Source organism: Sinomonas soli, from assembly GCF_054782415.1.
Genome location: NZ_BAAGSN010000020.1, coordinates 91,930 through 106,100, shown reverse-complemented (window position 1 = coordinate 106,100; position 14,171 = coordinate 91,930). Strand labels below are relative to the sequence as shown.

The 14,171-nt window shown below is 73.2% G+C and carries 13 protein-coding genes; 3 read left to right on the top strand and 10 right to left on the bottom strand.

Annotated features, from left to right (window positions below; all coding sequences use genetic code 11):
• Positions 1-64 precede the first annotated feature (64 nt).
• The 6 genes from ACYVKZ_RS18785 to ACYVKZ_RS18760 form a co-directional block, all read right to left on the bottom strand.
• Positions 65-967, bottom strand: a complete 903-nt coding sequence (locus ACYVKZ_RS18785; RefSeq protein ID WP_460993736.1) for a sugar phosphate isomerase/epimerase family protein — start codon at positions 965-967, stop codon at positions 65-67.
• Complete coding sequence (locus ACYVKZ_RS18780; protein WP_460993735.1) at positions 964-1,983, bottom strand: Ppx/GppA family phosphatase; 1,020 nt, start codon at positions 1,981-1,983, stop codon at positions 964-966. The genes ACYVKZ_RS18785 and ACYVKZ_RS18780 overlap by 4 nt, the downstream gene beginning before the upstream one ends.
• Before the next feature lie 7 nt (positions 1,984-1,990).
• Positions 1,991-2,521 carry an SseB family protein gene (locus ACYVKZ_RS18775; protein WP_460993734.1) on the bottom strand — a complete coding sequence of 177 codons (531 nt, stop codon included), beginning with the start codon at positions 2,519-2,521 and terminating at the stop codon, positions 1,991-1,993.
• On the bottom strand, positions 2,518-5,298 hold the full coding sequence (gene topA / locus ACYVKZ_RS18770) for a type I DNA topoisomerase (protein ID WP_460993733.1): 2,781 nt from the start codon (positions 5,296-5,298) through the stop codon (positions 2,518-2,520). The genes ACYVKZ_RS18775 and topA overlap by 4 nt, the downstream gene beginning before the upstream one ends.
• A gap of 164 nt (positions 5,299-5,462) precedes the next feature.
• Positions 5,463-6,197, bottom strand: a complete 735-nt coding sequence (locus ACYVKZ_RS18765; protein WP_460993732.1) for an ArsR/SmtB family transcription factor — start codon at positions 6,195-6,197, stop codon at positions 5,463-5,465.
• 57 nt (positions 6,198-6,254) lie between these two features.
• Positions 6,255-7,922 carry a DUF7059 domain-containing protein gene (locus tag ACYVKZ_RS18760; protein WP_460993731.1) on the bottom strand — a complete coding sequence of 556 codons (1,668 nt, stop codon included), beginning with the start codon at positions 7,920-7,922 and terminating at the stop codon, positions 6,255-6,257.
• A 51-nt stretch (positions 7,923-7,973) separates the two neighbouring features.
• Between ACYVKZ_RS18760 and ACYVKZ_RS18755 the strand changes: the two genes are divergently transcribed.
• Positions 7,974-8,567, top strand: a complete 594-nt coding sequence (locus ACYVKZ_RS18755) for a hypothetical protein (protein WP_460993730.1) — start codon at positions 7,974-7,976, stop codon at positions 8,565-8,567.
• On the opposite strand, the gene trhO is transcribed toward ACYVKZ_RS18755, so the two are convergent.
• Positions 8,554-9,501 (bottom strand): oxygen-dependent tRNA uridine(34) hydroxylase TrhO, encoded by a 948-nt coding sequence (gene trhO, locus ACYVKZ_RS18750; protein ID WP_460993729.1) that lies wholly within the window; start codon positions 9,499-9,501, stop codon positions 8,554-8,556. The genes ACYVKZ_RS18755 and trhO overlap by 14 nt on opposite strands.
• A 93-nt stretch (positions 9,502-9,594) precedes the next feature.
• Here trhO and ACYVKZ_RS18745 point away from each other — a divergent pair, with 93 nt between their 5' ends.
• A complete protein-coding gene (locus tag ACYVKZ_RS18745) occupies positions 9,595-10,284 on the top strand; it encodes a GNAT family N-acetyltransferase (RefSeq protein WP_460993728.1) in 690 nt (229 codons plus the stop codon).
• A gap of 57 nt (positions 10,285-10,341) precedes the next feature.
• Positions 10,342-12,687, top strand: a complete 2,346-nt coding sequence (locus ACYVKZ_RS18740) for a DEAD/DEAH box helicase (RefSeq protein ID WP_460993727.1) — start codon at positions 10,342-10,344, stop codon at positions 12,685-12,687.
• A gap of 59 nt (positions 12,688-12,746) precedes the next feature.
• On the opposite strand, the gene ACYVKZ_RS18735 is transcribed toward ACYVKZ_RS18740, so the two are convergent.
• Genes ACYVKZ_RS18735 through ACYVKZ_RS18725 form a run of 3 tightly spaced genes read right to left on the bottom strand, consistent with a single transcriptional unit; the run spans position 12,747 to position 14,061 of the window.
• A complete protein-coding gene (locus tag ACYVKZ_RS18735) occupies positions 12,747-13,163 on the bottom strand; it encodes an Rv3654c family TadE-like protein (RefSeq protein ID WP_460993726.1) in 417 nt (138 codons plus the stop codon).
• On the bottom strand, positions 13,160-13,543 hold the full coding sequence (locus tag ACYVKZ_RS18730) for a TadE family type IV pilus minor pilin (RefSeq protein WP_460993725.1): 384 nt from the start codon (positions 13,541-13,543) through the stop codon (positions 13,160-13,162). The genes ACYVKZ_RS18735 and ACYVKZ_RS18730 overlap by 4 nt, the downstream gene beginning before the upstream one ends.
• Positions 13,540-14,061 carry a DUF4244 domain-containing protein gene (locus ACYVKZ_RS18725; protein ID WP_460993724.1) on the bottom strand — a complete coding sequence of 174 codons (522 nt, stop codon included), beginning with the start codon at positions 14,059-14,061 and terminating at the stop codon, positions 13,540-13,542. Before ACYVKZ_RS18725 ends, ACYVKZ_RS18730 begins: the two co-directional genes overlap by 4 nt.
• Positions 14,062-14,171 lie beyond the last annotated feature (110 nt).

The following is a 14,171-nucleotide window of genomic DNA, read 5'->3' as shown; positions in this document are numbered from 1 at the left end:
CTCAAGGGGTGCGCAGACAGCTTCGGCGCCGGCCCCGGACAGAGGCCGCCGCCGAAGCCCCTGCCTAGATTCCGCTGCCCGCGTCGAGGCGGGCGCGCTGGCCCAGATGGGTGCGGGCGAATTCGAGGGTCTCGGCGAGCATCCGCTCGCGCTCCCCCGCCACCTTGGCCTTGCGCGTGCTGATCTCGGCGACCACGGCGCCGTCGAACCCGTTCCCGCCCAGGTGCGCGAGGCACTCCGCGACCCGCTGCGTCCCCTGCCCGGGGAGGAGGTGCTCGTCGCGGAACGAGCGTCCGGACCCGTCGGTCAGGTGGACGTGCCGCAGCGTGCTGCCGAGCGCCTTGATCGCGGCGAGGCTGTCCTCGCGCGCGGTCGCCGCATGCGAGAAGTCCCACGTGACGTCCTGGTAGCCCTGTCCGATCGGGTCCCAGTGCGGGAGGTAGGCGAGGGTCTCGCGCCCGCGGACGCGCCAAGGGTACATGTTCTCGACCGCGATCCGGACCCCGTACGCGTCGGAGAGGTCCCGGACCCCGTGCGCGAACGTCTCCGCGTAGTTGCCCTGCCAGCGGAACGGCGGGTGCACCACGACGGTCTCGCACCCGACGTCGACCGCCATCTTGCAGGACTGGCTGATCTTGTTCCACGGCGACCCCCACACCTGCTGTGTCAGCAGGAGCGTGGGCGCATGGATGGACACGATCGGCTGGTCGTAGTGCTGGGCGAGCTGGATGAGCTCCTCGGCCTTCTGGCTCGTGGAGTTGTTGGTCACCATGACCTCGACGCCGTCGAAGCCGAGGTCGGCGGCCACCGCGAAGGCGTCATGGACGCTCAGCGGATAGACCGAGGCGCTCGAGAGGGCCACCGGGATCTCCCCTCCGTCCGGGCGCTGGTCCGCCTCTGGTGCCGCCTGGGGTGCTGTCTCCACGTGGGTTCCCGCTTCCGCTCCGGTGCCGCTGGATGAGTTCATACGCGCGCCCTCGAGGGGTGCATGCGCTCTGACCGCCGACGCTCGCTCTGGATGGGCCCGATGTGCGCCGGGGGCTCGAGCGGGCCGTCATGGACAAGCTGGTCGAGCCGGCGCAGGATCAGGCCCTCGCGCAGGGCCCAGGGGCAGATCTCGAGTTCCTCGACCTCGAACTGCTCCATGGCCGCCTCGGCGGCGAGGGCACCGGCGAGGAGCTGGGGGGCACGCGCCTCCGAGACCCCGGGGAGGTGCACCCGGTCGGAGGCCGCCATCGCGGAGATGCGCTGGGCCCACAGGCCGAGGTCGGTCCGCTGCAGGACGCGCCGCACGTACGGCCCTGCGCCCGACGGCGCGGCGCCGGCGATGCGGGCGAGCGAGCGGAAGGTCTTGGAGGTCCCCGTGACCAGGTTGGGCCGGCCCGCCTTCTCGAAGCCCTTGACCACCGGCCGCAGCGTGTCCCGGAGGTGCTTGCGCAGCTCCTTGATGCTCTTGGCGGTGGGCGGGTCCTGGGCCAGCCAGTCGCGCGTGAGGCGCTGGGCGCCGAGCGGGACGGAGGTCGCGACGGAGGGCAGCGAGTCGTGGCCCATCGCCATCTCGAACGAGCCGCCGCCGATGTCGAGATCGAGGATGGTCCCGGCGCCCCAGCCGTACCAGCGCCGGACGGCGAAGAAGGTCATCGCGGCCTCCTCGGGCCCGGTGAGCTCCTGCAGCGTCACGCCGGCCTCCTCCTGGACCCGGTCGAGGACGGCGTCGCCGTTGGGCGCCTCGCGGATCGCGGAGGTGCAGAACGCGAGGAGGTCCTCGGCGTGGTGCCGACCGGCGAACGCCCAGGCCTCCTGGACGAAGTCGACGAGCTCCTTCTGGCCGCGCTCGCTGATGCTGCCGTCCGGCTCGAGGTACCGCACGAGGGAGAGCGGCCGCTTGTGCGAGGCGTAGGCCACCGGCTGCGCACCCGGATGGGCGTCCACCAGGAGCAGGTGAACGGTGTTCGAGCCGATGTCGAGGACGCCTAGCCGCATGTGCCCATTATTCCCCGGCCGGACCCGCCGGGCCGTCCGGGCCCAGCTCGCCCGGCTCGGCGGGTCGGAAGTCGCGCAGCACCGCGGCCACGTGCTCCGCGTTCAGCTCGAAGCCGTAGGCGCTGCCCGGGTTCAGCACCAGGCCGAGCTCGCTGCCGAGGTTCTGCAGCAGCAGGGCGCCCTGGGTCTGCACCACGGTCGGCGCGTGCTCGAGGAAGTCCGGCCGGATCCGCGCCCGGTGGGTGAACGCCGCGACCACGGGCTGGCCCTCGCCGTTGGAGAGGATGAGCGGCTCGACCGTGTCCCCGCCTCCCGGCTCCCCCGCCGGCTCCGGCACGAGGAGGCACACGAGGCTGTTGAGGAAGACCAGGATGGACTGCTGCGCGTCGTCGTCGGCCCCGGAGGCCGTCGCCGAGGCCAGTGCGGCCTCGAGCTCGGTCAGCGGCACCGGGTCGAGGTGCGCGGGCACCGCCGTCGGTTCCGCGGACGACGCCGCATGCTCGCCGCCGGTGACCGGCTCGCCGTCGTGCGTGCTCACTTGGCACCCGCCTTCGCTCGGCCGCCCGACGACCGCCGGGCGGGCTTCTTGGCCGGGCCCTTGGCCCGCTTCTCCGCGAGGAGCTCGATGGCGCGCTCCCGCGTCAGTTCCTCGATCGCGGTCGACCGGGGAACGGTGATGTTCGTCTCGCCGTCGGTGATGTACGGGCCGAAGCGGCCCTCCTTGACCACGATGGGCTTGCCCGAGGCCGGGTCGTCGCCGAACTCGGCCAGCGGGGCCGCGGCCGTCCGGCCGCCGCGGGTCTTGGGCTGGGAGTAGATCTCGAGCGCCTGCTCGAGGGTGATCGTGAAGATCTCCTCCTCGGAGCCGATCGAGCGCGAGTCCGTGCCCTTCTTCAGGTACGGTCCGAACCGGCCGTTCTGCACCGTGATCGCGGTGCCCTCCGCGTCCTCGCCGAGGCGGCGCGGGAGCGTGAGGAGCTGCAGCGCCTGCTCGAGGGTCACGGTGTCCAGCGTCATCGACTTGAACAGGCTGGCGGTGCGCGGCTTGACCTTGACGGGCTTCTTGGGCGGCTTCGGCTTGCCGTTCTTGTAGTACTCGACGGGCTGGGCCGCGAGCTGCTCGGGGGTCAACTCGGGGATCACCTCGGTGACGTAGGCGCCGTACCGGCCGTTCTTGGCGACCACGGTGTGACCGGTGTGCGGGTCCTGGCCGAGGACGCGCTCCTCGGGGCCCGCGCTCTCCATGAGCTCGAGCGCCTTCTCGGCGGTGAGCTCGTCCGGGGCCAGGTCCTCGGGAACGTTGGCACGCTCGGGCACGGTGCCCTCGGGGGCGTCCGCCGGGAGGGGCTTCTCGAGGTACGGCCCGTACTTGCCGACGCGCAGCACGATGCCGGGGGCGATCTCGACCGAGTTGACCTCGCGCGCGTCGATCTCGCCGAGGCCGCTCACGATCGTGGTCAGTCCCGGGTTGGTCCCGTCGCCGAAGTAGAAGTGGCTGAGCCAGTCGGCGCCGGCCTGCTGGCCCGCGGCGATCTTGTCGAGGTCCTCCTCCATCTCGGCGGTGAAGTCGTAGTCGACGTAGTCGTGGAAGTGCTCCTCGAGCAGCCGGACCACCGAGAACGCGATCCAGCTCGGCACGAGCGCCGTGCCGCGGGTGCGCACGTAGCCGCGGTCCATGATCGTGGAGATCGTCGCCGCGTAGGTGGACGGGCGGCCGATCCCGCGCTCCTCGAGCGTCTTCACGAGCGAGGCCTCGGTGTAGCGCGGGGGTGGGGAGGTCTGGTGGCCGTTGGCGGCGATGTCGAGGGCGTGGAGGGCCTGCCCCTGGGCGAGGACCGGGAGGCGGCCGCCCTCGCTGGACCCTGCCCCAGCGCCGTTCGCGGCGCTTTCGGTGTCTTCGCGGACCTCGTCGCGGCCCTCCTCGTACGCGGCGAGGAAGCCCCGGAACGTGATGACCGTGCCGGACGCGGCGAACTCGGCGTCCCGCCCGGCCGCGTCGCCGGAGACGGCCGTCGCGCCGAGGCGGACCGTCGCGGTGGAGCCCTTCGCGTCCTCCATCTGCGAGGCGACCGTGCGCTTCCAGATGAGCTCGTAGAGGCGGAACTCGTCCCCGCGGAGCTGCTTGGCGACCTGGGCGGGGGTGCGGAAGGAGTCGCCCGAGGGGCGGATGGCCTCGTGGGCCTCCTGGGCGTTCTTGGACTTGGACGCGTACACGCGGGGCCGCGACGGGATGTACTCCGCGCCGTAGAGCTCCGAGGCCTGCCGCCGCGCGGCCGTGACGGCCTGGTCGGACAGCGCCGTCGAGTCGGTACGCATGTAGGTGATGTAGCCGTTCTCGTACAGGCGCTGGGCGACCTGCATCGTCACCTTCGCGGAGAAGCGCAGCTTGCGCGCCGCCTCCTGCTGGAGGGTGGAGGTGGTGAAGGGGGCGGCGGGGCGCCGGGTGTAGGGCTTCTCCTCGACGGAGCGGACGGCGAACGCCGCGTCCCGCAGGCCCTCTGCGAGGGCGGTGGCGGTCGCCTCCGTGAGGAGCTCGGCGTTCTTGGCCTTGAGCTGGCCGCGGTCGTCGAAGTCGCGCCCGGTGGCGACCTTCTTCCCGTCCACCTGCGCGAGCCGCGCCTGGAAGCTCTGGCGGGCGGCGGCGTCGTCCGTGCCCTCCGCCGCGGGGGCGAGGGTCGCGAGGAGGTCCCAGTAGCTCGCGGCGCGGAACGCCATGCGCTCCCGTTCGCGCTCCACCACGAGCCGGGTGGCCACCGACTGCACGCGGCCCGCGGAGAGGCCGCCGGCCACCTTGCGCCAGAGCACCGGGGAGATCTCGTAGCCGTACAGGCGGTCCAGGACACGGCGCGTCTCCTGGGCGTCTACGAGCGACTCGTCGACGTCGCGCAGCTCCGCCATGGCGCGCTGGATCGCTTCCTTGGTGATCTCGGGGAAGGTCAGGCGGTGCACGGGCACCTTGGGCTTGAGCACCTCGAGCAGGTGCCACGCGATGGCCTCGCCCTCGCGATCGCCATCGGTGGCGAGGTAGAGCTCGTCGGCGTCCTTGAGCTTGGCCTTGAGCTCGGCGACCTTCTTCTTCTTGTCCGGCGAGACGACGTAGTACGGCTCGAAGCCGTGCTCGATGTCCACGGCGAACTTGCCCACCGAGGACTTCTTCAGCTCGGCGGGCAGGTCCGAGGGCTGGGGGAGGTCGCGGATGTGGCCCATCGACGCGTCGACTTCGAAGCCGTCGCCCAGGTACTGGGCGATCGTCTTGCTCTTGGCCGGCGACTCGACGATCACGAGCTTCTTGCCGGTTCTAGCCTTCGTGGCCACGGTACTCCTCGCCAAACTGCTGCAGATCTCCCGTGCCCTGGCAGACCCGGAGCAGGCCGGCGTCGTGGCACGAGGGGGCGCGGCGGAGCGCCGCGCAAGTCCCTAGTTCACCATACGACGGCCGCCCACGCGCAAGCCGGGCGTGCAGCTGTGGACAGCCGGCCTCAGGAGCCCGCGACCGCGGCGGGGTGCGCCGCGCCGCCCGAGGACGCCCGCCCCGGGGCCTCCGCACCGGGCTTGCGGGCCGCGCCCCGGCGCGCGGCGGGGCGCCGCCCCTCGCCCGCCTCCTTGGGCGCAGACTTCACCGTCTCGCGAACCTCGGGCAGCATCGACCAGACGAAGTACATGCGCTCGGTGTCCTCGTCCCCGGGATGCTCCTCGAGCTCGAACTCGTCCATGAGCTCGAGCATCCGCTGCTTGAAGCGTGCCCGCTGCTCGAGGGTGAGCTTGAGGACGTTGCCCGAGATCATCATGACGGGGGACTCGTCCGGCTCGCCCCGCCGCCGGGCCGCGTCGCGGTGCTTGGCGTGGCTGGCGATCCGCGTGCGCAGCGAGTCGATCTCCATGTCGATGATCGCGAGGCCCGGGGTCTGGCCGGTCGTGGCCGTGTCCAGGTTCAGGTCGGTGCCGGCGGCCTTCCAGCGCCGCTCCCGGCCGTCGCCGTCGCTCGGCGCGTCGACCACGATGCCCCACTTCTTCAGGGCGCGGAGGTGATAGCTCATCGCACTCGGGGTGAGCCCGGTGAACGCTGCCAGTTCGGTGGCGGTGCGGCTCTCCTGGCTCGAGTAGAGCTCGTTGATGGCCTCGAGGCGGGCCGCGTGGGCGAGCGCGCGGATAGCCTTGGGGTCTGTGATCCGGACCGGGTTCTCGGTGCGGGAACTGCGCTTCTTGTCCGTCATGCTGCTTTTTCGTTGTGCCGGTATTGGAGTGTAATAAACGCCACACTCGGGGCGATGTCAAGCTGTCTCTTCACGGTTTGCCCTCCCCGCGTCATGGGCGTCGCCGGTGGCGGTTCCGGCCGGGTCTCCGGCCCCGTTTCCGGCCGGAAGGAGGAAGCCGTCGGCGACCAGGTGCGCGGCCTCGGCGAGGAGGCCCGGGCGGAAGCCCTCGTCGTCGCGGTCCAGGAGCGCAGCGAGCGCGGACGCGATCTGCCCGGCCGTGAGCCCGCCGTCGCACGCCGAGACGAAGCCGGCCAGCTCGGTGCTCAGCAGGCTCGTGCGGCGGAACCCCGCGCCCTGGCGCAGGAGGATCACCCCGGGATGCTCCGCCCCGGGCCGCTGGTGGCGCTCCTCGGTGACATCGTCCGCGACGACGAGGCGCTCGGCTGCCAGGTCGGGGTGGGCGGCGAGCCAGTCGGCACGCTCCACGGCCGCGGCCCAGTGCGGCCCGATCGGCTGCTCGAGCGGATGGGTGAGCTCCTCGAAGCGGTCCAGGCGGGCCTGGCCCGGTGCGGGCCGCCGCAGCCAGATCGCGCCGAAGCCGATCGCGGCGGTCCCGCGGGCCGCGAAGTCCGCGAGGTAGGCGGTGTAGGCCTCCTCGTAGGCGGCCGGGTCGCGCTGCTGCGAGGCGTCGGCGAGCCACGTCTCCGCGTACTGCCCGGGGCCGACCTGCTCACGCTGGAGGACCCACGCGTCGACGTCCGCGGGCACCCACGAGCGGACGCGCCGGTGCCACGGGGCGCCGGCCGGGATCTCCCAGTTGCCCAGCAGCTGCGCGGTGCCTCCCTCGGCCAGCACGGCGGGCAGCCCCGCCACGAGACGGGCCACGAGCTCGTCCCCGGCCAGCCCGCCGTCGCGGTAGGTGAACTGGTCCTCTGCCCGCTCGCCCGGGCCCCGCGGGGTGATGACGAACGGCGGGTTGGAGACCACGAGGTCGAACAGCTCCCCCGCGACCGGGTCGAGCAGGCTGCCGCGGCGGAGCTCGACCCGGTCCCCGAGGCGCTCCGGGTCGAGGCCGAGGACATTCGCGTTGAGGACGAGGTTGAAGCGGGTGAACGCGAGCGCCCGTTCGGAGATGTCCGTGGCGACCACGTGGCGCGCGTGGCCGAGCAGGTGGAAGGCCTGGATCCCGCAGCCCGTGCCGAGGTCCAGCGCGCGCCCGACCCGGCGCCTGGCCGTGGTCTGGACGAGGGTGGTCGAGGCGTGGCCGATCCCGAGCACGTGGTCCGGGCGGAGGACCCCGGCACGCTGGTGGGCGGCGAGGTCGGAGGCCACCCAGATCTCCTTCGCCCCGTCGCCGGCATCCCATGCGTAGGGGCGGAGGTCGACGGCCGCGGCGAGCCCCCCGCCGTCGGCCGCCGGCTCGGCCAGCCCGAGCGCGCGGAGGCCCTCCGCACCGAGCGCGGGGAACACGGCATCGAGCCCCGCTGCCGGCAGGGGCCGGGCGAGGAGGAAGAAGCGCACGACGGCGCCAAGCGGGGTCCGGGCGGGATCCTCGCCCGCGGCGCGGGTCGCCGCGAGCGCCGGCACGATCTGGTCTCGGGAGAGGGCCGCGTGCGCCTCGGGGCCGAGGAGCTCGGCGACCGCGTCGACCGTGTAGTCCGCGGCGGCAAGGTCGTGGGCCAGCGCGCGCAGCAGCTCGGGCCGGTCTGAGGCGGGGGCGTCGTCCGGGGTGGTTGAACTCACCACGGAAGTCTAGGCGGATCCGCGCGGCCGGTGCTGGGGCAGAATGGTCGCATGAGCCGCTCCGCCGCCGCGCGACCCGCCAGGGCGAGGACCCTGCAGGCGTGCCTCGGGGCCGTGCTCCTCGCGGCCGGCGCGGCCGGCTGCGCGTACCAGTACGACGACGGGCTGCCGCCCCTGGGCCAGCGCAGCGCCGCGGCGGCCGCGTCGGCGTCTGCCAGCGCGTCGGCGGCAGCCGCCGAGCATGACCGCAGGTCGCGGGTGGCGCGGGGCATCGCGACGGCCGCACCCCTGGACCAGCCGCTGGCCGGCGAGGCCCTGCAGTCGTGGGCGTCCACGGTGCTGCCGGACGCCTCCGGGGTGTCGCTGGCCCGCGACGCGAGCACGGCGTGGCCGGCCAGGCCGGCTCGGCGCATGGGCATAGCGGCAGAGCCGGGCCCTGCGACCCTGCGCGTCGCGTGCCGGGGCGAGGGCCTCGCGGACGTGCGGGTCACCGCGGGCGATGTGCAGCTGCTGGACTTCACGTTCGCGTGCAACCGTGCGTGGGCGCGGCCCGTCGAGGTCCCGGCCGGGGGCCGTCTCGACGTGCAGTTCACAGCCCCGGGCGACGCGGCGGCCAACGTGGCCTACCGGCTCACCCGGCCGTGACGCGCACGGCGGCCCCTCCTGCCGCGCCTTCCGCCTGCTGGCAGCCGTCTGGGCACCGGAGGGTCTCGGGGGACGAGGCGCACTGCGGGCAGAAGAGGGTCAGCCGGCGGCACGCCGGGTCGGAGCAGTTGTGGAAGTCGGACGTCGGAGCAGCGCAGCGCGCGCACCGGCCGATCGTGGCGGCGTCCTCGCTGAACTCGAGGTGCATGCGCCGGTCGAAGACGTAGAGCGAGCCTTCCCACAGGCCGGCGTCGCCGTAGGACTCGCCGTACCGCACGATCCCGCCGTCGAGCTGGTACACCTCCTGGAAGCCGCGGCGCCGCATGTGCGCGGTGAGGACCTCGCAGCGGATGCCGCCCGTGCAGTAGGTCACGACCGGGCGGTCCTTGAGGTCGTCGTACTTGCCGGAGTCGAGCTCGGCGAGGAAGTCGTGGGTGGTGGAGGTGTCGGGGACGATCGCGCCCTTGAAGCGTCCGATCTGTGCCTCGAAGGCGTTGCGCCCGTCGAAGAACACGACCTCGCGCCGGGCGTCCTCGGCGGCGCTGCCCGAGGCGACGAGGTCGTGGAGCTGCTCGGGGGTGAGCCGTTCGCCGCCGCCGACCACGCCGTCGTCGCCGACTTCCAGTTCGCCGGGCGCGCCGAAGGACACCAGCTCGGGGCGCGCCTTCACGGACAGGCGGGGGAAGTCCGCGGCGCCGCCCTCGGACCACTTCACGTCGAGGTTCCGGAACCCGGGGTACTCCCTGGTGGCCCGCAGGTACCGCTTGACCGCGCTGAGCTCGCCGCCCACGGTGGCGTTGATGCCGTCCGGGGAAACGATGATCCTGCCCCTGAGTCCGAGCCCCTCGCAGAGGGTTCGCTGCCAGAGCCGGACTGCCTCGGGGTCCGCCAGCGGGGTGAAGCAGTAGAAGAGGACGATACGGTGCAGGGCCACCCATCAAGGGTACCGGCGGCCCCGCCAAGGCCCCGGTGACAGTTCTGTCACGGCCCTTATCAGGCTCGCGTCGTTGCGGTTATCGTCATGGCTATGGGAGAGCCATCGCTGAGCGAACTTCTGGGCATCTGGGTCGAAGGCTGGGCCTCCACGCGCCACTATCCGGTCCAGGACGTCGGGGCGTTCAAGACCGTGCAGCTCACGGACAAGTCCGGCGACTGGGAGGCGTTCGCGGCCGATCCGAGCGAGCAGGAGTTCGCCGAACTCGCCGCCTTCGTCGCGGAGTCCTCGCCACGGCTGATGACCGTGCTCACCGACGACCTGGCCGCCTACCGCGCCCTCGGCGAAAGGCACGGCCTCGTCGTGCTCGCCGCGGACCAGGAGCTTATGATCATGGACTTCGAGGGCAAGGACGTCGAGGCACCCTGGCTCAACGACGACGAGCTCAAGCTGACGACCGACTACGAGGACCACAGCGCCACGGTGACGGTCGCCACCGCCGACGGCACGCTGGCCGCGCGCGGCCACGTGGCCGTGGCGCACGGGTACGCCGTGTTCGACCGGATCATCACCGAGCCGGCTTTCCGCCGCCGGGGCCTGGGCAGCTTCATCATGCGGGCCCTCACGGCGGCGATGAGCGAGCACAACCTCGACCAGGGACTGCTCATCGCGTCCACCGACGGCCAGCACCTCTACCACCACCTCGGCTGGAGCGACGTGTCCCAGGTGCTCGTGCTCACCAACGCGGGCAACACCCAGGGCGGTTCGCTCTCCGCGGACTGAGCCAGCCCCCGGCGCCCACGGTCCGGCGCGTCCGGTCGGTGCTGGAAGAATGCTGGTGTGGCCGCGCACGACTCCCTCCTCTCGCTCCTGGGCCGGTCCTCCGCCCCGGAGGAGCTGCGGCATCTGCGCACGATCCCCGCACGATCGGCCCGGCATGCGCCCTGGCCGGCGTGGGCGCACCCGGACCTGGTCGAGGCGTACCGGCGCCTCGGCGTCGACGAGCCCTACATCCATCAGGTCGAGGCGGCCGACCTCGCCCACGCCGGCCGCCACGTGGTGCTCGCCACCGGGACCGCGTCGGGCAAGTCCCTCGCCTACCAGCTCCCCGCGCTGGACGCCGTCCACCGCTCGGAGCTGCGCGTGGCCGAGCAGCCCGGACGGATCCACGACGACGGCGCCGCCGTGCTCTACCTGTCCCCCACCAAGGCGCTGGCGGCCGACCAGCTCACGGCCATCCGTTCGCTCGGGCTGCGCACGGTCCGCGCCGAGACCTACGATGGCGACACCGAACAGTCGGCCCGGCGGTGGATCCGGGACCATGCGAACGTCATCCTCGCCAACCCGGACATGCTCCACTTCGGCATCCTGCCGAACCACCCCTGGTGGGCCGCGTTCTTCCGGCGCCTGAAGTTCGTGGTCATCGACGAGGCCCACTCGTACCGCGGCGTCTTCGGATCGCACGTTGCCAACCTCCTGCGGCGGCTCCGGCGGGTCTGCGCGTACTACGGCGCCGCCCCCGTCTTCATCGCGGCCTCCGCGACCTCCGGGGACCCGGAGGGCTCGGTGGGGCGGCTGATCGGCGACGCCGTCGCAGCAGTCACCGAGGACGGCTCGCCGCACGGGGCCACCGAGGTGGCCTTCTGGGAGCCGGCCCTGACCGACGCCCGCGGGGAGAACGGCGCTCCGCAGCGGCGCACGGCGATCGCCGAGAGCGCGGATCTGCTGGCCAACCTCGTCTCGGCACACGTGCGGACCATCGCCTTCATCAAGTCGCGCCGCGGGGCCGAGACGATCTCCTCGATCGCGCAGCGGCTCGTCGACGAGGTCGATCCGAGCCTTCCCGCGCGCATCGCCGCGTACCGGTCGGGGTACCTGCCCGAGGAGCGGCGCGAGCTCGAGCGGCGGCTGCGTTCCGGGGAGCTGCTGGGGGTCGCGAGCACCTCGGCGCTGGAGCTCGGCATCGACATCTCAGGGCTCGATGCGGTCCTCGTGGCGGGGTGGCCCGGCACGAGGGCCTCGCTGTTCCAGGAGATCGGCCGCGCCGGGCGCTCGGGCCAGGACGCGCTCGCTGCGTTCGTCGCCAGCGACGACCCCCTCGACACCTATCTCGTGAACCACCCCGAGGCGATCTTCGACACCTCGGTCGAGGCCACCGTCCTCGATCCGTCGAACCCCTACGTCCTCGGCCCGCACCTGTGCGCTGCCGCGGCCGAGAGGCCCATCACCGCCTCCGACCTCGCCTTGTTCGGCCCCACCACCGAGCGCCTCCTCGACCAGCTCGTGGCCCAGGGGTACCTGCGGAGGAGGCCGGGCGGATGGTTCTGGACCCATCCGGAGAGCGCCGCGGGCATGGTGAACCTCCGGGCGGACGGCGGCGGCCCCGTGAGCATCATCGAGGCCGAGACCGGACAGCTGCTGGGCTCCATGGATTCGCCCCAGACGCACTACCAGGCCCATCAGGGCGCCATCTACGTCCACCAGGGCGCGAGCTACCTCGTGGAAGAGCTCAACGAGGCAGAGCACTGCGTGGTAGTCCGGCGGGTGAACCCCGACTACTACACGACCGCACGGGACCTCACCACGGTCGAGGTCCTCGGCGAGGAGCGCAGCGAGCAGTGGGGCCCGGTGGGCGTCCACTTCGGCGAGGTCAGGGTGACCACGCAGGTCGTCTCCTTCCAGCGCAAGGCGCTCATCTCCAACGAGGTCCTCGGCGAGGAGCCGCTCGAACTCGGCGCACGTGACCTCTTCACCAAGGCCGTCTGGCTCACCCTGCCCGAGCCGACGCTCGCAGCCGGGGGACTGATCGCCGCGCAGTTCCCCGGCGCCCTCCACGCCGCCGAGCACGCGTCGATCGGCCTCCTGCCCCTCGTCGCCTCGAGCGACCGGTGGGACGTGGGCGGGGTGTCCACCGCCCTGCATGCCGACACCGAGCAGCCCACCATCTTCGTCTACGACGGGCACCCCGGCGGGGCGGGCTTCGCCGAACGCGGGTTCGAGCGCATCAGGGTGTGGCTCCGGGCGACCCTGGACGCCATCGAGGCCTGCGAGTGCGACGCCGGCTGCCCCTCGTGCGTCCAGAGCCCCAAGTGCGGCAACAAGAACAACCCCTTGGACAAGGCTGGGGCAGTGGCCCTCCTGCGCGCAGTCCTCCTCCAGGCGGACCTTGCCGCCGAGCTGGTCTGACCCAGGCTGCTGGCCGTCCCGCGCCTCACCGGCCGCGGGCCGGGCGATCATCCCGGGCCTCACCCGCCGCCTGGGCTGGGCGGGGGCCCGGCCCGTGCACGCCCCACGGCGGGACCCCAGAGGGCGCCCGTGTCCAGCTCGACCGTGACCCGGACAGTGCTCCCGGGCTTCTCCACGCTGCAGGATGCGAGGGCGGCGCCGTTGAGCTCGGCCACGCTCTGGGCCGTGGCGCACGCGGCCCCGGGGCGGAGGCCGCGCTCGGTGTCGGCTGCGGCGAGCGCGGCCAGGTCCGCCGCCGCGCCGGCCCGCGAGGACGCCGCGAGGGCCTGGCCGAGCAGCACGAGGGCAGCACAGGCCAGGACGAGGACCATCCCGAGCCCGAGGGCCAGGACCGTTCCCGACCCGGCCTCGGCGCACCGGCTGCTGGCGCCGGCGGGCCGGGGCACGCACCCGCCCGGCCTGGGCGTGCGGCTCACGGCGGGGCCTCCCTGCTCAGACTCGCGGTAGCCTGGGCGCGCAGCCCGGCCGCGGCCGCCACGGGTCCGGGCACCGCAGTGCTGACCCGGACCGTGACGACGCCGGCAGAGGCATCGATCGAGTGCTCCGTGCCAGCTCCGGCGACCCGGGCGATCTCGCGCGCCACCGTCCCGGGGTCCTCGCCTCGGGCGACCGCACGCGCGCCGGCCCTCGCAGCCTCCTCCACTCTTACCTGGCACACGGCCGCGGAGACGGCGCCGAGGAGGAAGCCGAGCAGGAGGATCACGGCGGGGACGGCCACCGCGAACTCGGCGGTGACCGAGCCCCGCGGGGACGCCGGGCCCTCGTGGGCGCCGGCGACCCCACGGACACGCCTCACGGCAGGGCGAGGGCTTGGCGGATGATCGCGAGGAGGAAGCCCCGCACCTCGTCACTTCGCATGATGACCACGAGCAGGCCCGCGAAGGCCACGGCGCCCAGGGTCGCGATCGCATATTCCGCCGTGGCCATCCCGTGCTCCCCGGCGCCCCTGCCCTCGAGCCAGAGCCGCAGGAGCTGCACCCGGACGGCCGTCCTCCGCCGCACCCGGGTGCCCAGGACGCGCGCCCGCCGGCGGGGCCGCCGGCGTACTCCACGGTCCTCCCGCGGCACGGGCAACGCGGCCGGACGGGTTCCGAGCTCGGAAGCCCGCGGCGCGGCCTCCCCCCGGTCCTGGCCGCGCTGCTCCGCGCTGCGCGGGCTGCCCGGAGGGAACAGCTCGATGATCCGGCAGGTCTCCTCCGATGCCCCGAGGGCGTCGGGCCGGGGGCCCGCACCCGGGGCGAGCTCGAGCCGTGCGGGTTCGCTGGATTGGTCGGGGCGGGCCCTGACGTCGTTCCGATGGGGCTGTGCGGACATGGTTCCTCCTTGATGGGTCGGACGCAGCCGTAGTGCAGGCTCCAGGGAGGGGCGTGCCGGCGCGCCGTGGGATGCCCTGCCTCGCGGCGGGGCCGTGGCGCCGTGGGCGC